Origin of the sequence: Streptomyces sp. AF1A, from assembly GCF_047340315.1 — a bacterium.
In the GTDB taxonomy this organism is placed as follows: Bacteria; Actinomycetota; Actinomycetes; order Streptomycetales; family Streptomycetaceae; genus Streptomyces.
This window is the reverse complement of the sequence record NZ_JBLEBI010000012.1, coordinates 15,964-37,789: the sequence shown is the minus strand read 5'-3', so window position 1 is coordinate 37,789 and position 21,826 is coordinate 15,964. Positions and strand designations below refer to the sequence as shown.

General features: G+C 73.2%; 22 protein-coding genes. 10 read left to right on the top strand and 12 right to left on the bottom strand.

Features of this window, described 5'->3' with window-relative positions; all coding sequences use genetic code 11:
* Positions 1-120 precede the first annotated feature (120 nt).
* Positions 121-546: an SsgA family sporulation/cell division regulator gene (locus ACLU3S_RS06375; protein ID WP_413950750.1), complete on the top strand. Its 426-nt coding sequence runs from the start codon at positions 121-123 to the stop codon at positions 544-546.
* Positions 547-564: 18 nt separating this feature from the next.
* Here the strand turns inward: ACLU3S_RS06375 and ACLU3S_RS06370 are convergent, their stop codons facing one another.
* From ACLU3S_RS06370 to ACLU3S_RS06360, 3 genes are all read right to left on the bottom strand, one after another.
* Positions 565-1,071 carry a DUF6328 family protein gene (locus tag ACLU3S_RS06370; RefSeq protein WP_413950749.1) on the bottom strand — a complete coding sequence of 169 codons (507 nt, stop codon included), beginning with the start codon at positions 1,069-1,071 and terminating at the stop codon, positions 565-567.
* A 52-nt stretch (positions 1,072-1,123) separates the two neighbouring features.
* Positions 1,124-2,107, bottom strand: a complete 984-nt coding sequence (locus ACLU3S_RS06365; protein WP_413950748.1) for an aldo/keto reductase — start codon at positions 2,105-2,107, stop codon at positions 1,124-1,126.
* Between the two features lie 126 nt (positions 2,108-2,233).
* Entirely contained in the window at positions 2,234-3,433 is a 1,200-nt protein-coding gene (locus ACLU3S_RS06360) for an FAD-dependent monooxygenase (RefSeq protein ID WP_413950747.1), read from the bottom strand.
* A gap of 337 nt (positions 3,434-3,770) precedes the next feature.
* Here ACLU3S_RS06360 and melC1 point away from each other — a divergent pair, with 337 nt between their 5' ends.
* Both melC1 and melC2 read left to right on the top strand, forming a co-directional pair.
* Positions 3,771-4,145: an apotyrosinase chaperone MelC1 gene (gene melC1, locus ACLU3S_RS06355; protein ID WP_413950746.1), complete on the top strand. Its 375-nt coding sequence runs from the start codon at positions 3,771-3,773 to the stop codon at positions 4,143-4,145.
* 35 nt (positions 4,146-4,180) lie between these two features.
* Entirely contained in the window at positions 4,181-5,002 is an 822-nt protein-coding gene (gene melC2, locus ACLU3S_RS06350; protein WP_413950745.1) for a tyrosinase MelC2, read from the top strand.
* Positions 5,003-5,052: 50 nt separating this feature from the next.
* Here the strand turns inward: melC2 and ACLU3S_RS06345 are convergent, their stop codons facing one another.
* Positions 5,053-5,751, bottom strand: coding sequence for a ribonuclease H family protein (locus ACLU3S_RS06345; protein ID WP_413950744.1), 699 nt, complete (start codon positions 5,749-5,751; stop codon positions 5,053-5,055).
* A gap of 33 nt (positions 5,752-5,784) precedes the next feature.
* Positions 5,785-6,579, bottom strand: coding sequence for a VOC family protein (locus tag ACLU3S_RS06340; protein WP_413950743.1), 795 nt, complete (start codon positions 6,577-6,579; stop codon positions 5,785-5,787).
* Between the two features lie 148 nt (positions 6,580-6,727).
* Here ACLU3S_RS06340 and ACLU3S_RS06335 point away from each other — a divergent pair, with 148 nt between their 5' ends.
* The 5 genes from ACLU3S_RS06335 (at position 6,728) to ACLU3S_RS06315 (ending at position 11,915) form a co-directional block, all read left to right on the top strand.
* Positions 6,728-7,735 carry a zinc-binding alcohol dehydrogenase family protein gene (locus tag ACLU3S_RS06335; RefSeq protein WP_413950791.1) on the top strand — a complete coding sequence of 336 codons (1,008 nt, stop codon included), beginning with the start codon at positions 6,728-6,730 and terminating at the stop codon, positions 7,733-7,735.
* Positions 7,736-7,963: 228 nt separating this feature from the next.
* A complete protein-coding gene (locus ACLU3S_RS06330) occupies positions 7,964-9,406 on the top strand; it encodes a family 2B encapsulin nanocompartment shell protein (protein WP_413950742.1) in 1,443 nt (480 codons plus the stop codon).
* Positions 9,403-10,473, top strand: coding sequence for a family 2 encapsulin nanocompartment cargo protein terpene cyclase (locus tag ACLU3S_RS06325; RefSeq protein ID WP_413950741.1), 1,071 nt, complete (start codon positions 9,403-9,405; stop codon positions 10,471-10,473). The genes ACLU3S_RS06330 and ACLU3S_RS06325 overlap by 4 nt, the downstream gene beginning before the upstream one ends.
* Before the next feature lie 46 nt (positions 10,474-10,519).
* Positions 10,520-11,398, top strand: coding sequence for a geranyl diphosphate 2-C-methyltransferase (locus ACLU3S_RS06320; protein WP_413950740.1), 879 nt, complete (start codon positions 10,520-10,522; stop codon positions 11,396-11,398).
* A gap of 52 nt (positions 11,399-11,450) precedes the next feature.
* Entirely contained in the window at positions 11,451-11,915 is a 465-nt protein-coding gene (locus ACLU3S_RS06315; protein WP_413950739.1) for a phosphotransferase, read from the top strand.
* 13 nt (positions 11,916-11,928) lie between these two features.
* Here ACLU3S_RS06315 and ACLU3S_RS06310 read toward each other — a convergent pair whose 3' ends face one another.
* Together ACLU3S_RS06310 and ACLU3S_RS06305 are read right to left on the bottom strand one after the other, a co-directional pair.
* Positions 11,929-12,411 (bottom strand): VOC family protein, encoded by a 483-nt coding sequence (locus ACLU3S_RS06310; protein ID WP_413950738.1) that lies wholly within the window; start codon positions 12,409-12,411, stop codon positions 11,929-11,931.
* 335 nt (positions 12,412-12,746) lie between these two features.
* Positions 12,747-13,124, bottom strand: coding sequence for a helix-turn-helix domain-containing protein (locus ACLU3S_RS06305; protein WP_413950790.1), 378 nt, complete (start codon positions 13,122-13,124; stop codon positions 12,747-12,749).
* Positions 13,125-13,403: 279 nt separating this feature from the next.
* Here ACLU3S_RS06305 and ACLU3S_RS06300 point away from each other — a divergent pair, with 279 nt between their 5' ends.
* Positions 13,404-14,291, top strand: coding sequence for an RNA polymerase sigma factor SigF (locus tag ACLU3S_RS06300; RefSeq protein WP_413950737.1), 888 nt, complete (start codon positions 13,404-13,406; stop codon positions 14,289-14,291).
* Positions 14,292-14,510: 219 nt separating this feature from the next.
* Here ACLU3S_RS06300 and ACLU3S_RS06295 read toward each other — a convergent pair whose 3' ends face one another.
* Together ACLU3S_RS06295 and ACLU3S_RS06290 are read right to left on the bottom strand one after the other, a co-directional pair.
* Positions 14,511-14,963: an ATP-binding protein gene (locus ACLU3S_RS06295; RefSeq protein WP_413950736.1), complete on the bottom strand. Its 453-nt coding sequence runs from the start codon at positions 14,961-14,963 to the stop codon at positions 14,511-14,513.
* Between the two features lie 166 nt (positions 14,964-15,129).
* Positions 15,130-16,434 (bottom strand): DUF6777 domain-containing protein, encoded by a 1,305-nt coding sequence (locus ACLU3S_RS06290; RefSeq protein WP_413950735.1) that lies wholly within the window; start codon positions 16,432-16,434, stop codon positions 15,130-15,132.
* Positions 16,435-16,603: 169 nt separating this feature from the next.
* Here ACLU3S_RS06290 and ACLU3S_RS06285 point away from each other — a divergent pair, with 169 nt between their 5' ends.
* Positions 16,604-17,878, top strand: coding sequence for a streptophobe family protein (locus ACLU3S_RS06285; protein ID WP_413950734.1), 1,275 nt, complete (start codon positions 16,604-16,606; stop codon positions 17,876-17,878).
* A 28-nt stretch (positions 17,879-17,906) separates the two neighbouring features.
* Here ACLU3S_RS06285 and ACLU3S_RS06280 read toward each other — a convergent pair whose 3' ends face one another.
* Genes ACLU3S_RS06280 through ACLU3S_RS06270 form a run of 3 tightly spaced genes read right to left on the bottom strand, consistent with a single transcriptional unit; the run spans position 17,907 to position 21,786 of the window.
* Positions 17,907-18,878 carry a serine/threonine-protein kinase gene (locus ACLU3S_RS06280; RefSeq protein ID WP_413950733.1) on the bottom strand — a complete coding sequence of 324 codons (972 nt, stop codon included), beginning with the start codon at positions 18,876-18,878 and terminating at the stop codon, positions 17,907-17,909.
* Positions 18,878-19,438: a hypothetical protein gene (locus ACLU3S_RS06275; RefSeq protein ID WP_413950732.1), complete on the bottom strand. Its 561-nt coding sequence runs from the start codon at positions 19,436-19,438 to the stop codon at positions 18,878-18,880. The genes ACLU3S_RS06280 and ACLU3S_RS06275 overlap by 1 nt, the downstream gene beginning before the upstream one ends.
* Positions 19,439-19,446: 8 nt before the next feature.
* Positions 19,447-21,786 (bottom strand): FHA domain-containing protein, encoded by a 2,340-nt coding sequence (locus ACLU3S_RS06270; RefSeq protein ID WP_413950731.1) that lies wholly within the window; start codon positions 21,784-21,786, stop codon positions 19,447-19,449.
* Positions 21,787-21,826: the final 40 nt, after the last annotated feature.

Here is a 21,826-nt window from a genome sequence, read left to right as displayed (position 1 = left end):
GGCGCTGCGGGAGGCGTTCGGCTGACGCCCGCGGAATCGGAATCAGCCGGGCGGGTGAGCAACACGGGCCCATCGGGGGTACTGGAGGGCCCTACGCCGATCGTCCCCGGAGGCTCTCGCGTGAACTCGTTCGTGCACACGACCCTGGTGGTGCAGCTCCACGCGCACGGCACCGGCCGGTGTCCGGTGCTCGCCCACCTCGGCTACGACGCCGACGACCCGTTCGCCGTCACGGCCGTCTTCGGCCACGACGGCCGTGTGCTGGCCGGCTGGCGGCTGGACCGGGAGATGCTCGGCGAGGGGCTGACCAGGCCGGTCGGCGTCGGTGACGTGCGCATGCGTCCAGCCACCACCGGGATGTGGCACGAGCTGCGCATGGAGTTCCTGGGCGACATCCGCCCGGACGGCGGCCGGCACCACGCGGTGGTGTACGCGTGGGCGCCGGCGGTCGCCGCGTTCCTGCGGGAGACCCATCGGATCGTCCCGCCGGGCAGCGAACGCTTCCCGGCGGACGAGCTGTTGGCCGACATCCTCTCCACGGGCTGACCGCGCGCCGGGCCCCGCCTACGTCCGCCCCTCGTGGCCCGCGTGGCTGGTGTACCGGCGGCGGGCCCACAGCGGCAGGCCGTACCAGCACAGCACGTACCAGGCGACGACGGCCGCGACCAGCCACGCCGTCGCGCTGTCGTGCAGGGCCACGCGGAGCACGAGCAGCAGCGCGGACGTCATGGTGGCGAGCAGCAGGACGAGACCGGCGAAGGTCATCCGGGAGGCCAGCCGCACCGCCTGGGGCTTGACCCGGCGGCCCGAGACCAGGCGGTGCAGGGAGACCGGGCCGATGAGGGCGCCGGTGGTGCACGAGCCGAGGACCACGGTGACGATGTAGATGATCTGGTCGGTGTCGCCGAGCCGCTCGTACTTCGGCTGGAAGACGACGGTCAGCAGGAAGCCGAACAGGATCTGCACGCCCGTCTGGGCGACGCGGACCTCCTGGATGAGCTCACCCCACATCCGGTCCGCCCGCTCCTCCTCGGTCTCGTTCCGCCCCCGGCGCCGTGCCGCCTGCTCCATGCGGTGCGGATAACCGCCCGCCCGTCCGTTCAAACGGCGTGTGCGCCGACGACTACCAGCGGTGTCCGACCTGCTGCTCGATGCTCCGCTCGTACAGGTCCCGGATCGCGGTGAGCGTCTTTGCGGGCAGCGGCGGCAGCTTGGCGGCGGCCGCGTTGGCGCGGGCCTGCTCGGGGGTGCGGGCTCCGGGGATCACCGTGGTGACGCCGTCCTGCTCGATGATCCAGCGGAGCGCCAGCTGGGCCGGGGTCCAGCCCTGCGGCGCGAGCGCCGCGAACTCGGCGGCCGCCTCGACACCCGTGCCGTAGTCGACGCCGGAGAAGGTCTCGCCCTGGTCGAAGGCCTCGCCGTGCCGGTTGAAGGTGCGGTGGTCGTTCGCGGCGAACACCGTGTCCTTCGCGTACTTGCCGGACAGCAGACCGGAGGCGAGCGGCACGCGCGCGATGATGCCGACGCCGGCCTCGCGGGCGGCGGGCAGCACCTCGCGCAGGGGCTTCATGCGGAACGGGTTGAGGATGATCTGCACGCTCGCCACGTTCGGCCGGGCGATCGCGGTCAGCGCCTGCGCGCAGGTCTCCACGCTCACCCCGTAGGCGGCGACGCGCTCCTCCTCGACCAGGGTGTCCAGGGCGTCGAACACCGCGTCGGAGGAGTAGACGGCGGTGGGCGGGCAGTGCAGCTGCACCAGGTCGATGCGGTCCACGCCCAGGTTGCGGCGCGAGCGGTCGTTCCAGGCGCGGAAGTTGTCGAGGATGTAGTTCTCGGGGACCTGCTCGACCCGGCGGCCCATCTTGGTGGCCACGAGCACGTGCAGGTCGGGCCGGCTGCGCAGGAACGTGGCGATGGTCTGCTCGCTGCGCCCGTCGCCGTACACGTCGGCGGTGTCGAAGAAGGTGACCCCGGACTCGGCGGCGGCCTCCAGTACGGTCAGAGCGTCCTTCTCGTCGACGTCACCCCAGTCGGCGCCCAGCTGCCATGTGCCGAGACCGACCACCGATGCCCACTGACCCGACCTGCCGATTACGCGTTCGTCCATGGCGCCAGTGTGTCATCCGCCACCGCGCCCCGCGGAACCGGCCGCTCCGCAGGGCTCCTGGAAGCGTTGCGCGGCCCGCCGCGGCGGCCGTCCGTCGTCCATGACGCACCGGGCCGGTCGCGGCGGCTAGTCCCGGCCGGCCGTGGCGCGGGCCTGCTGGAGGGCGCGGGCCGCGCGGGGGCCGAGCCAGCGCTTGAGCCTGCGCAGCACGTCGAGCTGCCCGGCCGCCTTGTCGAGACCGTAGTACAGCTGGGGCGGGACGTACGGCAGCAGCGGCGAGTGGCGCTGGCCGAGCAGGGCGAACATGCGGTGCGGGGGGAGGTGGATGTAGCGGGGCAGGTTCTCGTACCACTGGGCGCTGTGCCGGGCCGCGCTCTGCACCGAGAGCAGCGCGGCCTGGCGCCGGCTCTGGTAGGCGGCGAGGGCGTCGGGCAGGGCGGCGTGCTCGCGCAGGGCGGCGGCGAGGCACATGGCGTCCTCCAGGGCGAGGGTGGTGCCGGCGCCGATGGAGTAGTGCGTGGTGTGGGCCGCGTCGCCGAGCAGGACCAGGTTGCCGTGGTGCCAGGTGCGGTTGGTGAGCGTGCGGAAGGTCTGCCAGGTGGCTCCGGGGCGGCCGACGAGGGGATGGCCGTCGAGGACGCCGGCGAAGAGCTTCTCCAGCAGGGCGAGGCCCTCGCCCGCGCCCGCGCGGTGCAGGCCGAGGCCGGTGAAGGTGCGCGGGGAGCATTCGACGACGCAGGTGCTGTGCTCGCCGCTGTAGCCGTAGCCGTAGGCCCAGATCCAGCCGTGCTCCGTCTCGGTGAAGGCGAAGGTGAACGCGTCGAAGACCTTGGTGGTGCCGAGCCAGATGTACGGGTTGCGGCCGGAGCTGATCTCGGTGCCGAAGCGCCCGGCGTGGCGGCCGCGCAGGGCGCTGTGCACGCCGTCGGCGGCGACGACGAGGTCCGCGTCGGCGGGCGGTTCGGTGACCTCGCTGTCGAACCGCAGGTGCACGCCGAGGCCGCGGGCCCGTTCGGCGAGCAGGTCGAGCAGCCGCCGGCGGCCGATGCCGAAGCCCTCGTCGCCGTGGTGACGCGCCGTCAGGTCGCCCACGTGGGCGACGCCTTCGCGCCAGCGGACGGATGCCTCCTCCACCGACCGCGCCAGGGTGTGGTCGGTGGCCCGGAGCCGGTCGAGGAGGCCGCGCCAGTACGTCACGCCCCAGCCGTAGGTGGACCCCTCGGGGTTGCGCTCGTGGACGGTCACGTCGTGGGACGGCTGCTGCCGCTTGAGCAGGATGGCGAGGTACAGGCCCGCGGGCCCGCCTCCGACGCAGACGACCTTCACAGGCACCCCTGAGAGTTACGGACAGCTGTTGATCGCCACGCAGAGTAGCAGCGACGTCGGCCCGTTCGATCGCGCCAGTCTGGCGCGGTGAGCCGCGCCACCCGGACGGGCGGCGGCCGGGAAAGACCGCCGGAAAGGCGCGCGACCCGGCAAGGAATTCCCCGTTCCGGGACCGTCGGCCCCGGAGTCACAACAAGATCATCTTCGTTCAATCCCGCACGGCTTATCGGCAATTGTCCGGATCGCAGCCAACCGGCTTCCGGCGATTTCTCCCCCTCCCGCGCCGCCGGATAGGCATGCGTCGTCACCACCACGACCCCCTTCACGGAGGACCCGTATGCCCGGCATCACCCGCCGCCGCGCGCTCACCGCGGCGGCCACGCTCGCCGCCACCGCCTCGGCCGCCGCCCTCGCCGTGCCCCGCGCCTCGGCCGCCGGCCCCGGGCACCCCGTGGACGAGGCCTTCGACGAGGTCTACAAGGGCCGCCGGATACAGGGCCGTCCGGCGGCGGCCGACGAACACCGCCACGAACACGGCGGCGGTTACGCGGTGTTCGTGGACGGCGTCCAGCTGCACGTGATGCGCAACGCCGACGGCAGCTGGATCAGCGTCGTCAGCCACTACGCCCCGGTGCCCACCCCGCGCGCCGCCGCCCGTGCCGCGGTGGACGAGCTGCAGGGCGCGCCGCTGCTGCCGTTCCCCGCCAACTGACCGCCGTCGCAAGGACATCCGGAGCACCGCGCACCATGACCGTACGCAAGAACCAGGCCGCCCTGACCGCCGACGAGAAGCGGCGGTTCGTCGCCGCCGTCCTCGAACTCAAGCGCAGCGGACGCTACGACGACTTCGTCCGCACGCACAACGCGTTCATCATGTCCGACACGGACACCGGCGAGCGGACGGGCCACCGCTCCCCGTCCTTCCTGCCCTGGCACCGCAGATTCCTGCTCGACTTCGAGCGGGCGCTGCAGTCCGTGGACCCCTCGGTGGCGCTGCCCTACTGGGACTGGAGCACCGACCGCACGGTGCGTGCCTCGCTGTGGGCGCCGGACTTCCTCGGCGGCACCGGGCGCAGCACGGACGGCCGGGTGACGGACGGCCCGTTCGCCGCGTCCACCGGCAACTGGCCGATCACGGTGCGGGTGGACGGCCGTACCTTCCTGCGCCGCTCGCTCGGCACCGGGGTGCGCGAGCTGCCCACCCGGGCAGAGGTGGAGTCGGTGCTCTCGATACCGGCGTACGACGCGGCGCCGTACAACAGCGCCTCGGACGGCTTCCGCAACCATCTGGAGGGCTGGCGCGGGGTCAACCTGCACAACCGGGTGCACGTCTGGGTCGGCGGCCAGATGGCCACCGGTGTCTCGCCCAACGACCCGGTGTTCTGGCTGCACCACGCCTTTGTCGACAAGCTGTGGGCCGAGTGGCAGCGCCGGCACCCGGGCGCGGGCTATGTGCCGACGGGCGGCACACCGCACGTGGTGGATCTGCACGAGACGATGAAGCCGTGGAACGACGTGCGCCCGGCGGACCTGCTCGACCACACGAGGTTCTACACCTTCGACCGCTGAGGACGGGTGAGGACGGCTGAGGGCGACGGGCGACGGGTGAGGACGGCTGGTCAGGCCTCGGCGGCCCGGCACTCCGGGTGGCCCCAGCCCTGGGCGTTCTTGGCGATCTTCTCGCCGGCCGCGTAGGAGCGGCCGCACACGCAGCGGCCCGCGAACTTGGCCTTGATGGTGCGGGAGGACGCCGCGCCACCGGTGCGGCGGGGTGCGGCCTTGCTGCGCGGTGCGGTGGCCTTCGGGGTGTCGGGCGAAGGGGGAGGCTCGGGCGAGCCGAGCGCGCTGCCCGCCGCCTCCTGCGCCGAGGCCGCCCGGCTGGCGGCGCGGTCGGCGAAGTCGTTCAGCGGGTCGCCGTCGGCCTGGTGGGCGGGCACGTAGCGGAACTGGACCGACCGGCCGTCGAGGAGGGCGTCGATGCGGACCACCAGGTCCTGGTTGGCGACCGGCTTGCCGGCGGCCGTCCGCCAGCCGTTGCGCTTCCAGCCCGGCAGCCAGGTGGTGACGGCCTTCATCGCGTACTGGGAGTCCATGCGGATCTCCAGCGGCACGTCCGGTTCGACGGCCGCCAGCAGCCGCTCCAGGGCGGTCAGTTCGGCCACGTTGTTGGTGGCCCGGCCGAGCGGGCCCGCCTCCCACCGGGCGGGCGTCCGCTCGTCCTCGTCCGAGACCACCCATGCCCATCCGGCCGGCCCGGGGTTCCCTTTCGAAGCCCCGTCGCACGCGGCCACCACACGTTCACGCATGCGCACGATCATCCCATGGCCGCGAGGGCTGCGGGACCGGGCCGGTCAGACGTCCCTGATCTGCGGCATCTCGCCCTCGGTGACCATGATGTCGATCACCGAGAAGTTCGCGCCCTGCGGGTCGCTGAGCGCCGCGAACCGGCCGAAGGGGCTGCTCATCGGGCCGAAGCGGAGGATGCCGCCGAGCTTGGTGGCCCGGGCGACGGCCTCGTCGCAGTTGTCGACCGCGAAGTAGACGTTGATGTAGGAGGGCACCTCGGGCGGGAAGTCGTCGGTCATCCGCATCCGGCCGAGGACGGTCTCCTCGCCGACGTCGAACATCCGGAAGTCCACCGCGTCGTCCACGATGTCCTTCATCCGGTACGGGAACACGGCGGAGAAGAAGGCGTCCGCCTTCTCGGGCTCACGCGTGAAGACCTCGGCCCAGCAGTACGCACCCGGGGTGGCCGTCTCCTCGAAACCCTCGTGGGTCCCCGCCTGCCACACCCCGAAGACGGCGCCGCTGGGCTCGCGGGCCAGGCACATGGTGCCGAAGTCGCCGACCTGCATCGGCTCCATCAGCACCTCGCCGCCGTTCTCCCGGACCTTCTCCGCGGTGGCGGCGGCGTCCGGCGAGGCGAAGTACAGGCACCACTGCGACTGGCCCTCCTGGCCGGGCATGGGGGGAACCACGGCGGCCACCGCCTTGCCGTCCACGTAGGCCTGCGTGTAGTTGCCGTACTCCGACGTCGACTCGCCGAAGGTCCAGCCGAGGACGTCCGCGTAGAACTTCTTGGCGCCCTCGATGTCACTGAACATCGCATCGGCCCAACAGGGCGTTCCCTCGGGTTGTACGGCCATGCTCGCCGCCCTCCTGTGCTCGTGCCGGCCCCCGATTGCTCACGCTAGCCACCACGCCCCCGACCCGCGCGCCGAACGGCCGGACTGTCCCACACTGGAGGTGGGAACCGCTGCCTGCGGAAGGGCGGACGCGATGACGACGCCGACGATGCGGGCCTGGTTCGTGGTGGGGCCCGGGCCGGTCGAGGGGGATCCGCTGCGCCTCGTGGAGCGGCCGGTACCCGTGCCCGGCGCGGACGAGCTGCTGGTGCGGGTGCGGGCCTGCGGGGTGTGCCGGACCGACCTGCACGTCACCGAGGGCGACCTGCCGGTGCACCGGGCCGGGGTGACGCCCGGGCACGAGGTCGTCGGCGAGGTGGCCGGGACCGGATCCGGGGTCGAGGACTTCGCCGTGGGCGACCGGGTCGGCGTGGCCTGGCTGCGGCGCACCGACGGGGTGTGCCGCTACTGCGCCCGGGGCGCCGAGAACCTGTGCCCGGGCTCGCAGTACACCGGCTGGGACGCCGACGGCGGCTACGCCGAGTACACCACCGTGCCGGCCGGCTTCGCCTACCGGCTGCCCGGCGCCCTGGACGACGTGACGGCGGCGCCGCTGCTGTGCGCCGGGATCATCGGGTTCCGCGCCCTGCGGCGGAGCGGGCTGCCCGAGGGCGGGCGGCTCGGCCTGTACGGCTTCGGGGGCAGCGCCCATCTGTGCGCGCAGGTCGCGCTCGCCGAGGGCGCCACCGTGCACGTGGTGACCCGGGGCGAGGCCGCCCGGCGGCTGGCCCTGGAGCTGGGCGCGGCCTCCGCACGGGACCTGCCGGGGCCGCCGCCGGAGCCGCTGGACGCCGCGATCCTGTTCGCCCCGGTCGGCGACCTGGTCCCGGTCGCGCTGCGCGCCCTCGACCGGGGCGGGGTGCTCGCGCTCGCGGGCATCCACCTGAGCGATGTACCGCCGCTGCGCTACGAGACCGAACTGTTCTACGAGAAGGAGCTGCGCAGCGTGACCGCCAACACCCGGGCGGACGGGCGGGAGTTCCTCACCCTGGCGGCCCGGTACGGGGTGCGGGCGACCACGCACCCCTATCCGGCGGCGCGGGCGCCCCAGGCGCTGCGGGACCTGAAGGCGGGCCGCTTCGACGGGGCCGCCGTGCTGGTCACCGACGAGTTCTGACACAGGTCACACGGCTCACGGAAGCGGTCCACCGGCGCAGGAGCGTGCCGCAGGCCACTCCCGCCTCCGACACGGGGTTTACGACCCGCGGGGCGCCCGTCCGCCCCGTTCACGCCGTACCGGCGCCCCCACCAGGCCTGTTTGGGTGGATCACCGGCGCACCGCCGTCACGTTCACCACGGACCGATGCCGGTCCCCCTTTTCGTCCACCGCTCCGCTGGAGGGAATGTGTCCACACCGGACAGCGCCACCGCTTGCGCCGTCGACGAACCCGCTCCCGGACCCGGGGCCGACGGGCAGCTCACCAGCCTCGGCACCCGGGCGGCACGCCGGCTCGCCACCACCACCAAGTCCGAACCGCAGATGCAGGCCATCACCTCGCGATGGCTGCTGAAGACGCTGCCGTGGGTGGACGTCAGGGGCGGCACCTACCGGGTCAACCGCCGCCTCCAGCTGCGCACCGGACGCGGCCGGGTGCACTTCGAGCAGAACGGCGCCGACGACATCCGGGTCGTCCCCGAGACGCTGACCGAGCTGCCGGTCCTGCGCGGCTACCCCGACACGGGGGTCCTGCGGGAGATCGCCGGCCGCTTCCGGCCCCGGGAGGTACGCGCGGGCCAGATGCTGTTCGAGGCCGGCCGGCCGGTGACGGAGGCCTACCTGGTCGTGCACGGCCGGTTCACCCGCTTCACCACCGGCAAGTACGGCGACGAGGAGATCATCGGCGTCGTCACCGACGGCGACCAGATGGGCGACGAGGCCGTCGGCCGGTCCGACCCGCGGTGGCTGACGTCGGTGCGGGCGGAGACCGCGGGCGTGGTGCTCGCGCTGCCCTGGGCCGTCGTCGAGGAGGTCACCGGGCGGGTGCCGTCCCTCGCCGCGCACCTGCGGGCGTACGTCGAGCGGCAGCGCAGGCCGATGAACCGCAAGGGCGAGGCCGAGGTGCCGGTGCGGGCCGGGCACGTGGGCGAGCCGACGCTGCCCGGCGGCTTCGTGGACTACGAACTCTCGCCCCGGGAGTACGAGTTGTCCCTGACCCAGACCGTGCTGCGGGTGCACACCCGGGTCGCCGACCTCTTCAGCCACCCGATGGACCAGACCCAGCAGCAGCTGCGGCTGACCGTGGAGGAGATCCGCGAGCGCCAGGAGTGGGAGCTGGTCAACAACCGGGAGTTCGGGCTGCTGCACAACGTCGACTACGGCCAGCGGATCAGCACCCTCACGGGCCCGCCCACCCCGGACGACATGGACGAGCTGCTGTCGATGCGCCGCAGGACCAAGGTGTTCCTCGCCCATCCGAAGGCGATCGCCGCGTTCTTCCGCCAGTGCAACCGGCGCGGACTGGTCCCCGGCACCGCGAGCGTCGACGGCCACGAGGTCCCGGCCTGGCGCGGCGTGCCGATCCTTCCGTGCGGCAAGATCCCGGTCGGCGAGGACCACACCACCAGCATCATCGCGCTGCGCACCGGCGAGGCCGACCAGGGGGTCGTCGGCCTCTACCAGACCGGTATCCCGGAGGAGTTCCAGCCGGGTCTGAACGTGCGGTTCATGGGCATCGACTCCGCCGCGATCGCCGGCTACCTCGTGACCGCCTACTACTCGCTGGCGATCCTCGTCCCGGACGCGGCCGGAATCCTGGAGAACGTCCAGATCGGCCGGTTCCCCGCATGACGTCCGAGCACGCGGCGGAAACGGCCGCGCCCGCATACGCCCTGCCCGGGCCGCCCGACATCGCCGCCGCCCTGCGCAGGCCCCGCCGCACCGGCGCGATCCCCGGACTGCGCCACCGGCCGGCCGCTCCGGCCGACCCGGCGAAGGCGGCCGAGGTGGACCGCCGGCTGGAGAGCTGGGCCCGCGGCCTGGATCTGTTCCCGGAGGCCTGGAAGGGAGACTTCTCCGGCTTCCAGTTCGGCCGGGCCGTCGTGCTGCAGCATCCGGGCGCCCTCGACCTGGACCGGCTGACGGTCGCCGGCAAGCTGCTGCTCGCCGAGAACATCGTCGACTCCTGCTACTGCGAGGAGGACGAGGGCCGCGGCGGATCGCGGCGCGGTCTGGGCGGCCCGCTGATCATCGCCCAGTCGGCGCTCGACCCCTACCACGGCATCCCGGAGCTGGAGGCCCAGTGGCGGCAGGGCATCCAGGCCGACGGTCCCCTTCGCTCGTACCACTGCGCGCTCGCGGACTACGCGGCCTTCGCCACGCCCGGCCAGACCGACCGGTTCGTCCACGACATCGCCCGGCTGCACATGGGCTACCTGGGCGAGGCCGCCTGGATGGAGACGAGGTACGTGCCCCGCGTCTGGGAGTACCTGGTGATGCGGCAGTTCAACAACTTCCGCCCCTGCCTGTCGATCGTGGACGCCGTGGACGGCTACGAACTGCCGGCGCAGATCTACGCCCGCCCCGAGATCCAGCGGATCACCGCCCTCGCCTGCAACGCGACGACGATCGTCAACGACTTGTACTCCTTCACCAAGGAACTGGCGAGCGACCCGGACCACCTCAACCTGCCGCAGGTGGTCGCCGCCAGCGAGCGGTGCGGGCTGAAGGCCGCGTACCTCAAGTCCGTCGAGATCCACAACCGGATCATGGCCGCCTTCGAGGAGGAGTCGGCCGTGCTGTCCGCCACCTCACCGCTCGTGGAGCGCTACGCCCGCGGGCTCGCCGCCTGGGTGTCCGGCAACCACGAGTGGCACGCCACCAACACCCACCGCTACCACCTGCCCGACTACTGGTGACCCACCAGTGGTGAAACACCGTCAGCCGCACCATGAGGAGCCGTCCTTGACCACCGCCCCCGCCGCCCGCACCGCCCCCCTCCCCGTCCCGGCCCAGTCGACCTATCAGAACCGGGTCGCGGAGTACTGGAACGCCGAGGAGAACCCGGTCAACCTCGAACTCGGCCGGATCGACGACCTGTACCACCACCACTACGGCATCGGCGAGGCCGACCGGACGGTCCTCGACGAGCCCGACGCGGACCGGCGCCGGGAGCGGATCACCGCGGAACTGCACCGCCTGGAGCACGCGCAGGCCGAGCTGCTCGCCGCGCACCTCGGGCCGCTCTCCCCCGCCGACCGCGTCTTCGACGCCGGCTGCGGCCGGGGCGGCGGGAGCGTCGTCGCGCATCTGCGCCACGGCTGCCACGCCGACGGTGTCACCATCTCGGCGAAGCAGGCGGACTTCGCCAACGGGCAGGCCCGCGCCCGGGGCATCGACGACAAGGTGCGCTACCACCACCGCAACATGCTCGACACCGGCTTCGAGACCGGCGCCTACGCGGCGTCCTGGAACAACGAGTCCACCATGTACGTCGAACTGGACCTGCTGTTCGCCGAGCACGCCCGGCTGCTGCGCCGCGGCGGACGCTACGTCGTGATCACCGGCTGCTACAACGACACCTACGGGCGGGCCTCGCGCGAGGTGTCCCTGATCAACGCCCACTACATCTGCGACATCCACCCGCGCTCGGAGTACTTCAGGGCGATGGCCCGCAACCGCCTGGTGCCGGTGCGGGTCGAGGACCTGACCCCGGCCACGATCCCGTACTGGGAGCTGCGCAGGCAGGCCGCCCATCTGGCCACCGGCATCGAGGACACGTTCCTGGCCGCCTACCGCAACGGCAGCTTCCAGTACCTGCTGATCGTGGCCGACCGGGTCTGAGGCGGCGAAACTCCGTCGACAGCAGGGGCGTCGGTCCGCTGGGATGGCCCCGATGAACGCCGTGAACACGCAGCGCATGCACGCGGACGAGGTCCACCTCGACGCCCCGCTGGTCCAGAAGCTGATCGCCCGCCGGTTTCCGGAGTGGGCCGGGCTGCCCGTGCGCCGGCTCGCGTCCTTTGGGACCGAGAACGCCATGTTCAGGCTGGGCACCGATCTGGTGGTACGGCTGCCCCGCCGGCCCGGCGCAGTGCCGGACCTGGTCCACGAACAGCGCTGGCTGCCCCGGCTCGGGCCGCTGCTGCCGGTGGCCGTGCCTCAGCCGGTGGGCGTGGGGGAGCCGGACGCCGGTTACCCGTGGCCGTGGTCCGTCTACCGCTGGCTGCAGGGGACCAATCCGGGGGGCTGGGCGCTGTCGATCTCGCTGATCCAGCTGCCGTACTACTGGGACACCAACCCGGCCCTGGCGGAGAACTCCCGGCATGTGGTCGCCGAGATGCTCGCCGAGGCCGGGTAGGCGCGGGGCCCGGTCACTCCCCCGCGTACGCCCGCTCCAGTGCGGCGACGTCGAGCTTGCCCATGCCCAGCATGGCGCGGGTGGTGCGGGCGGCCTTCTCGGCGTCCGGGTCGCCGATCAGGTCGATCAGCCGGTCGTAGACGACCTGCCAGGAGACGCCGTACCGGTCCTTGAGCCAGCCGCAGGGGCCGGCCTGGCCTCCGTTCTCGGTGAGCTTGCTCCAGTAGTAGTCGATCTCCTGCTGGTCGGCGCAGCGGATCTGGAAGGAGACGGCCTCGCTGAACGTGTACTGGGGGCCGCCGTTGAGCGCGACGAACTTCTGGCCGTTGGCCGTGAACTCCACGGCCAGCACGGAGCCGGCCGGGCCGGGCCCGGCCTCGGTGCAGCGGCCGACGCGGCCGATGCTGGAGTTCTTGAACACGGACACGTAGTAGTGCGCGGCCTCCTCCGCCCGGCCGTCGAACCAGAGACACGTGGTGAAACCGTCGGTGGTCATGAGCACCTCCTGGAGCGTGGAACGCGGTCACCAGTGTCGACCGCCGCCGGCCGGGAAACTCATCGGTCACGCACCGGACGATCCGTAACGGGCCGGCCGGCACCCCCCGCCCGGCATCCGGGGACATGGGCTCCGACGCGAGCATCCGCCCCCTCCGGTTGCCGGTCCCCGGCACGATCTGGACGACCTGTGCGCCCGCCCGGACCGCGCCCCCCGGCCGGCCGAACTGCCCGGCGCGGGTACTTCACGGCCACGGCGAGCGGAACCGGACCCTGACGGCCGGAGATGTGCGCGCGTTCGTGCGGGGCCGCGGGAGAAGTGGTCCGGGAGGTGGGTCAGGCGGCCAGGCACAGCCCGCTGCCGGGCCGCTGCGGCGCGCGGGTCCGGCGGACGGCCGTGGTCCGCCGGGTCAGCTCGCCGTGCGCGCGTGACAGCAGTTCGCCGAGGCCCAGGCCGAGGGCGTGCGCGGCGGCCGCGAGGACCTCCGAGGATGCCTCCTTGCGGCCGCGCTCGACCTCGGACAGGTAGGGCAGGGAGATCCGGGCCGCGTCGCCGACGTCCTTGAGCGTGCGCTGCTGCGCGAGCCGCTCACGACGCAGCACGTCACCGACCAGATCGCGCCACAGGGGCTCCCTGGGCACGGCCTCCGGTCCGGTCGGGCGGGCCGGACGCAGCGGGATCACTCGGGCTTCGTCGCTCACCTGGTTGCTCACTTGGTCACTCACCCCGGTCAGCCTAGGAGCGGCCCTGCGCGGAGCAAGGGGCCGGCGTTGCGCCCAGAGGGAAATCGCGGGCCGCGGACGGGCGACGGCGACCGTTTCCGGCCACTGCCGGACGGGAGGCGCATGCGCGTTGTCACCGCGGGTACCCGGCGGGTGAGCGACTCCGCGCATACGAATGAAACACCCGATTCCGGGTATCCGCCACACGCGGGAATCGCACACAGAGGCCGACAAGCCAGATGTCGAACCGTGACGTTCATGGGAGAGGCAATGACAACCGCCGGGATCCGGTCGCAAGCAGAGGTCGCCGAGAGGGCCGAGCAGGACAGGTCGGGCGAGGAATCACTGCCTGGCATCGCGGACCCGGCGTCCGTGGCCCCGCGCGACGCGCGGGCGCTGTCCCGTCAGTTCTTCCGGCGGCTGACCGAGCTGGAGGAGGGCACGCACGAGTACCAGTACGCGCGCAACACCCTCATTGAGATGAACATGTCGCTCGTACGGTTTGCGGCCGGACGGTTCCGCGGTCGCGGTGACGACATGGAGGACATCGTCCAGACCGGCATGATCGGCCTGATCAAGGCCATCGACCGGTTCGAGCTGGCGCGCGAGGTCGAGTTCACCTCGTTCGCGCTGCCGTACATCGTCGGCGAGATCAAGCGGTTCTTCCGGGACACCACCTGGGCGGTGCACGTGCCGCGCCGGCTCCAGGAGCTGCGGGTGGAGCTGGCCAAGGCGCGCGAGGAGCTGTCGAGCCGGCTCGACCGGGACCCCACGGTCGCCGAGCTGGCCACGTTGATGAACATCCCCGAGGACCAGGTGGTCGAGGCCCAGCTCGCCTCCAACGGCTACAACTCCGCCTCCCTGGACGCCGCGCTCACCGGTGATGGTCCCGAGGACGGCGAGGCGGTGCTCGCGGACTTCATCGGCGTGGAGGAGGAGGGGCTGCGGCTCGTCGAGGACTTCCACGCCCTCGCTCCGCTCATGGCGGAACTGAGCGAGCGCGACCGGGAGATCATCCACCTGAGGTTCGTCGAGGAGGCCACCCAGGCGGAGATCGGGGAACGGCTCGGCTGCTCCCAGATGCACGTCTCACGGCTGATCAAGCGGATCATCACGCGGCTGCGCCAGGGAATGCTCGGCGAGCTCGGCTGCGCCTGACACCGACGGCAAGCACGCTCGGCGCCCCCGGAGACGGGGGGCGCTCAGCTGTTCGGCCGTTCAGTCCGCTCGTCGAGGCGCCGGTCCGCTCGACGCGCCGGTCCGCCCGACCGTCGGTCCCGCCCGGCCTTCGGTCCATCCGGCCTACGGCGGCCCCCTCAGCGCTCCAGCGCGTCCCGGACCTTCGGCGGCCTGCTCAGCGCTCCAGCGGCGGCCCGCTCAGCGCTCCAGCTCGAAACGGGCCCGGACGCGCTTGCCGACGGGCACCCGCTCCACGGTGACCTCGGCGGCCAGCGCGTGCACGATCTCCAGGCCGTGCCGCCCGACCCGCTGCGGATCCTTCGGGAACCGGCGGGGCAGCGCCGAGCTGCTGTCGTAGACGGACACCGTCACCGCGGTGTCCGTGCCCTCCAGTTCCAGGATGTAGGGGCCGTTGCTGTGCCGGTCCGCGTTGGTGACCAGCTCGCTCACCACCAGGAGCAGCTCCCCGTCGGCACGGCGGCCGGCCGTGGCGCACCACTCGGTGCGCAGTTGTTCCAGAAACCGGGACGCGAAGGCCCTCGCCTCCGCGATGCATCCGGGTTCTCCGGTGTAGTGCGCCGCGCGTCGCAGCGGCTCCACGGGTACGTCGAAACCAGCCGGTATCACTGCCCCGCCCAGATCCTCGGTCATGCTGTCATGCTGTCTCTCTCGGAAGCCCGGAAGCCCGGAAGCCCGCTCCGGCCCGGTCGGGTCACTGGTGCACGAATCCCCATACCCCGCACCGCGCCCGGCAGTCCCCCGATGTGTTCGCCGACCGCGCACAGTGGCGAGGGTCACGTCCGCACACGGTGGTCGGTCACCCCGCCGGTGAGCCGGTGACCGACGGCCCCGGGCCCGACGAGGACGGCGGCCGGGAGGCGGGCGGCGGTGTCGACGCGGAGCCCGATGCCCCCGAGGACGGGGACTCGGCCCCGGACGAGGGCGACTCCGGCGACGGCTGCGTGGACGAGGACCCCCCGGACGGCGACGCGGACGGCGCCGGCGAGGACGGGGGCCGCGACCCCGGGGACGCCGGCGACGAGGACGGGGACGCCGACTTGCTCGGACCGCCCGAAGCGGGTGGGCAGCCCGGCGAACCGGGCGTGCCGGGCGGGCACGGAACGGGCGTGGTCCACGGGTGCGCCTCGGCGGGCGGACTGGCGTGCTGGTCCTGGCGGCCGGTCTCGTCGCCGCGGTGGCGGTGGAACCAGTCGTCGTGACGGGGGTCGTAGAGGACGAACGAGCCGACGGCGGTGGGCGCGGGGGTCACCACCACCACGTTCGAGGGCTGGTACGCGGGCCAGCGCTCGCCCACCAGCCTCGGTGCCGTGCGCTGGGCGACCGGCGGGGTCAGCGGGTTTCCGCAGACGCAGCGCACGCGGGGCACGCCGTGCGCGTCGACGAGGACGGCGGTGCCCGCCTGGAGCACCGCCTGGTAGCTGGTGGCGGCTCGGCCGCGGTAGCCGTGGCTGGTGACTCGGGTGTCGACGCGCAGCTGCACCGGGGTGAGCGAGCGCAGGTAGCCGGGCACGCCGGCGGGATCGACGCCGGCCACGGAGGCGAAGGCCCGGTTCTTCGCCCGGTCGTCCCGGAGGACCTTCGCCTGCTTGTCCACGTCGCAGGCGGCGACGTGCCGGGTGCCGCCGTACAGCCCGGGCGCCCCGCCCTGCACGGCGCGCACCACGTTCGCCTGCCCGGTGTGCCCGGCCGTGGCGGAGGGCGGCGGCGGAGCGGAGCTCTGCCGCGCGGTCGACTCGGTGAAGGGGTCCTGGCCGGCGCTGCCCGCGGCCTGGAGGAAGACCTCGCCGCCCTGGGCGGAGGATCCCCCGCCCCCGGGCCGGGTGAAGACCACCGCGAGGACCACCGCGGCGACCACGACGGCGCTGAGCACGGCGACGCGGGGGACGGACTTCCACCACGGCCCGCGCGGACCCTTCGGTGCGAAGCCGCCACCCGATGGGCCGGAGGGCGGTGGTCCGGACGGCGGTGGTCCGGACGGCGGTGGTCCGGACGGCGGTGGTCCGGACGGCGGTGGGGAGGACGGCGGTGGGGAGGATCCCGACAGCGGGCCGGAGGGCGGACCGGTGGGGCGGCGGCCGGAAGAGGGAGGTTCGACGCTCACGAGCACTCATTCCCGTCGCGATGCGCGGCTTTTAGCGGTCACGTCCCGTTTTGGTGGACTTGGCTGCCCGTTGATCCCATTGTGTGTCGCAGGCGCGCGGGGGCCGCAAGCCGACGCGGACGGCCCATCCGGCGGGCGGGGCGCCCGGCCGCTGCTTAGCGTGACAAGGGTGAGCCCTCCCGCCGTCCTTGCGCTGCCGGTCGCCCGGCACGGCTGGGCCCAGGCCCTGGCCGCGGTGCTGACCGGTCTGGCGGTGATGGTCGTGGTGACCGCGTTGGGGCTGTGGGCGGCCGGTGCGGCGGACCTGCCGGACGGGGCGTTCCCCCGGGTGGTGGCCGCGACCTTGGTCACGGCGGTCGGCGGAAGCGTGGAACTCGCCGGGAACGCGGGCCCGCTGGCCCGGACCGAGGCCGGCGTCACCGTGCTCCCGCTGTCGGTGACGCTCGCCGGCGCCCTGGTGATCGGCGGAAGTTTCCTGCGCCCGCTGCGGCACCGTGCGGTCGCCTCGGCGAGGGAACTGGCCGGCTGGGCCGTCCGGATCGCGGTGCTGTGGCTGCTGGTACTGATCGGGCTGGGCTTCGCCGCCCGGCAGACCTTCGCCGTCGACGTGGGCAGCGGCACCCTGAGCGACCTGACCGACCTGTTCGACGCGGCACCGCGGGTGGGGTTCACCACGAACGTGCCGCTCACCGTGCTCTTCGGGCTGCTGTGGCTGGCCGGGGTGCTGCTGCTCGCGGTGCTGGTGGCGCGCGGGGCTCCGCTGCCCGGGCGGCTGCTGAGGTTCCAGGAGTCGGTGCGCCCGGCCGCCCACGCGATGGTGGAGCTGCTGCTGGCCTGCGTCGTCGTCGGCCTCGTCACCGCACTGGTCACGGCGGCCACGCGCGGGCCCGCCCCGCCGACCTTCGCGCTGATCCTGCTCGGCCTGCCCAACCTCGTCTGGCCGGCCCTGACCATCGGCCTCGGGGCGACCTGGAACGGCCGGGTGGACGGGCCGTTCGGCCTGCCGGTGCCGCACATCCTGGACCGGATCCTGCGCACCCCGGACGTCTCCGAGCTGAACCTGGGGTCGCTGACGGAGTACGACGCCCGGATGTGGTGGCTGGCGGTCGCCGCCGCGGTGCTGCTGCTCGGCGCGGCCTTCCGGATGGCGGTCCGCTCACCGGCCCGGATCCGCCTGTGGCGGCATGCCGTGCACCTGGCCGTCGCGCTGGCATTGACGGTGCTGGCGATCTGCCTGGTGTGCCGGATCTCCGCGCACTACGGGCTGTCTCTGATGGGCATCGGCGACCTGGGTGGCGGCCTGTCCGGGGAGCTGTTCCTCAGGCCGCGGCTGTGGCAGGCGGTGGGCCTCGGTGCGCTGTGGGGTCTGGTCGCCGGCTTTCTGGGTGGTCTGCTGGCCCGTCCGGTGCGCCGCCGGGGCGAGGTGGGCGGGTCCGGGCGCTGACGCACCGGCCCGGCCGTGGCCGGCGTCCTCAGGAGCCCCGGAGCACGGGCCCGGCCCAGTGCGGGGGCCGGGGGGCCGCGGGCACGGACCGGTCCGGCTCGGTCGCCGTGCGGCCCGGTGCCGGGGCCCCGGCGGCCGTGCGCAGAGCGGTGACGAACGCCAGACAGGTGTCGTGGCGGTCGTCCGGGTTCTTGGCGAGGGCCTTGGCGAAGACCGGGTCGACGGCCGCATCGAGGCCGGGGCACGCCTCGCTCGGCGGGGGCGGCTCGTCGTACTGGTGGGCCCACAGCAGCGCCATGTCGTCCTCGCGCCGGAAGGGCGGGCGACCGGTCAGGGTCTCGTAGACGACGCAGGCGAGGCCGTAGACATCGCAGCGGCCGTCGACCGGGCGGCCGGAGATCTGCTCGGGGGCCACGTAGTCGAGGGTGCCGACGAACTGGCCGACGCTGGTGAAGCCGGACAGCGAGAGCGACTTCTTGGTCAGCCCGAAGTCGGTGAGGTAGACGTGTTCGGGGTGGTCGCTGTCGGTGCCCTCGGCGATGAGGATGTTGCCGGGCTTGACGTCCCGGTGAACCAGGCCGTGCTCGTGGGCGGCGTCGAGGGCGGAGGCCACCTGCGCGGCGATGCGCACCGCGTCGGGCAGCGGCAGGGGTCCGCGCATGTCGAGGAGGTGGCGCAGGTCGCTGCCGGAGACGTACCGCATGGCGATGTAGAGGATTCCGTCCGTCTCGCCGGCCTCGAAGACGGGCACGATGTGCGGGTGGTCGATGGCCGCGGCCACCCGGGACTCGTGGGTGAAGCGACGCCGGAAGGTGTCGTTGCGGGCGAGCTGCGGGGCGAGGAGCTTGAGCGCGACCCGGCGGTCCAGGCGCAGGTCGCGGGCGCGGTAGACGACGGCCATGCCTCCGCGACCGATCTCGCTCTCCAGCAGGTAGTTCGCCACCCGGCGGCCGGTCCCTTCCGCCGCCCGCCCGGGGAACAGGCCGGTCTCGCCCGCCATCAGCGCTCACTCCCGGGCGTCACCACTTCGGTCGGGGCGTGTCCCCGGTCGTCCGCCTCGGTGACCGGCCGGTCGGTGGCGTAGGTGCTCAGCCGCCGCCCGTCGCCGTACACCCACCGCTCCTCCACGGGGTCGTACAGCCACATCGCCTCCCCGTCGATGACGATGCCGATCCTCAGGCCGCGGGTGCGGTCCCCGAAGGCCTCCCCGTCCAGCGTTCCGGCGGCCAGTTCCTCCACCGCCGCCCGGTAGCCCGCCAGGGCGCGTTCGGCGCGGGCCAGCAGGGGCCGCGGGTCGACGGGGCCGTCCGCCTCCTCGGCGGCCAGAGTGTCGTCGGCCGACGGAGGGTCCACGGGTACGGCGACCAGCCGGCGGCTGTCGACCCAGGCCGCCCAGCCGTTGGCGCAGCGGACGTGTCCCCAGTCGCCGCGCCGCTCCACGAGTTCCACCGGCAGCAGCGGGTCGAGGGGCAGGGTGGGCCGGTCCGGGTCCGGACTCTCCCAGGAGGGCAGGCCGTGCGCCGGGACGACGTGTGTGGGCCGGAATCCGCGCATGGTCATCGCACCGCCTACCTCCGCATCACGGCCGGCTCCTGCCGGCGCAGCAGCCAGGCCACGGCGAGCCCGTAGGCCGCGGACAGCACCAGCAGCATGCCCAGGTCGAGCAGCCAGACGCCGGTCTCGTGCCGGAACAGCGGGTCGGCGGTCTGCTTTCCGGGCATGATCCGCGACAGCCCGACGGTGCCGGCCATGGCGCCGTTCGCCCATCGCGCGGGCACGAGCCAGGACAGCTGGGCGAGGCCGGGCACGTTGTGCAGGGGCACCAGAGCGCCGCAGAAGACCACTTGGACGATGGCCAGCAGCACCAGCAGCGGCATCGTCACCTCCTCCCGGCGCACCAGCGCGGAGACCATCAGGCCCAGCATCATGGCCGAGAAGGCCAGCAGGGCCACGGCCAGGACGATCTCGGCCAGTGGCGGCAGCAGTACCCCCCGGCCGCCCGGCGCCCTCAGGTCGACGCCGAGGAGGGCGACGAGGGTCAGGACGACGGCCTGGGCGACGGTGATCGTGCCGAGCACCATCACCTTGGACATCAGATAGGCGGACCGGGGCAGGCCCACAGCCCGTTCACGCCGGTGGACGACGCGTTCCTTGACCAGTTCGCGCACCGCGTTGGCGGCCCCGGTCAGCACGGCGCCGACGCACAGGATGAGCAGCACGCTGGTGGCGTTCTCCCGGGTGAGCCCGCGGCCTGCCAGGAACCGGGCCAGGACGCCCATCACGAACGGCAGCGCGATCATGACGGCCAGGAAGGTGCGGTCGGCGCTCAGGACGGCGGTGTAGCGGCGGACCAGGGTGCCCAACTGGGCGGCCCAGCCGCGCGGGCGGGGCGGCGGCGCCGCGACGAGGGGGGCCGGGCCGGGGCGGTGGGGCCGGCTGGTCGCCTGGGCGACGTAGTGCCGGTGGAACGGCGACTCGCGGTACTCCCGCGCCCAGTCCCGGTCCCGGTCGCCCTCGAAGGCCTCGAATGCCTCCGGCCACTGCTCGAAGCCGAAGAAGGCGAGTGCGTCCTCCGGCGGCCCGTAGTAGGCGACCGTGCCGCCCGAAGCCAGCACGAGCAGGCGGTCGCAGACGCTCAGGTTGAGGACGCTGTGGGTGACCACGACGACCGTGCGGCCGTCGTCGGCGAGGCCGCGCAGCATGTGCATCACCGAGCGCTCCATGCCGGGGTCGAGGCCGGTGGCGGGTTCGTCCAGGAAGAGCAGCGACGGTTTGGTGAGCAGTTCGAGGCCCACGCTGACCCGCTTGCGCTGCCCGCCGGAGAGCCGGTGCACGGGCACGTCGGCGCGCCGCTCCAGGCCGAGTTCGCGGATGACCTCGTCCACCCGGGCCCGCCGCTCGGCCCGGGCGGTGTCCTCGGGGAAGCGCAGTTCGGCGGCGTACGACAGGGCGGCGCGCACGGTCAGCTGGGGATGCAGGATGTCGTCCTGGGGGACCAGGCCCAGGCGCTGGCGCAGCTCGGCGTAGTCGCGGTAGAGGTCGCGACCGTCGTACAGGACGGTGCCGCGGTCGGCGGGACGCTGCCCGGTCAGGGCGTTGAGCAGCGTGGACTTGCCCGCGCCGCTCGGTCCGACCACGGCGAGCAGGCACTTCTCGCCCACCGGGAAGGACACGTGGTCGAGCAGCACCTTGCGGCCGTCGTCGACGGTGACGGTGAGGTCCTGGACGTCGAGGGACACCTCGCCGGTGTCGACGTACTCCTGGAGTGAGCCGTCGGCCAGGCAGAAGGCGGAGTGGCCGATGCCGATGATGTCGCCGGGCCCGACGGCGGAACGGGTGACGGGCCGGCCGTTGAGATAGGTGCCGTTGTGGCTGCCGAGATCCACGATCTCGTGGCCGCCGTCCGGCCGGGCGCGCAGTTCGGCGTGCCGGCGCGAGACGACCAGGTCGGCCACGACGAGGTCGTTGTCGGGGGCGCGGCCGATGCGCACGGTGCGCGCGGGCAGCGGGTGGACGGTGGAGGGGCGGCGGTAGGTGCCCGTCAGCTCGGGCAGGCAGACCGCGGAGGGCCGGCCCGGCGCGGGTTCGGGGGCGCCGACCAGAAGGGCGCGGGGGCCGTCGGTGGGGTTGCCGAAGCGGATCTCGCTGCCGGGTCCCACGTCCCGTCGCCGGATGCGGCGGCCCTCGGCGTAGGTGCCGTTGGTGCTCTGCTCGTCGGCGAGGGTCCAGTGGTCGTGCTCGCAGCGCAGGACGGCGTGGTGCCATGAGACCCGGGCATCGTCGAGGACGATGTCGCTCAACGGGTCGCGTCCGACATGGTAGTCGTGGCCCGGACTCATCACTGTGCGGCCCGTGTCGGTCTCCATGACGAGTTCGGGCGCTGTCGGGGCGACCGTCCGTTCCGCCATGGCCAGAATTCTACCGATTCGCCCACTTGTGCGCCTGTTC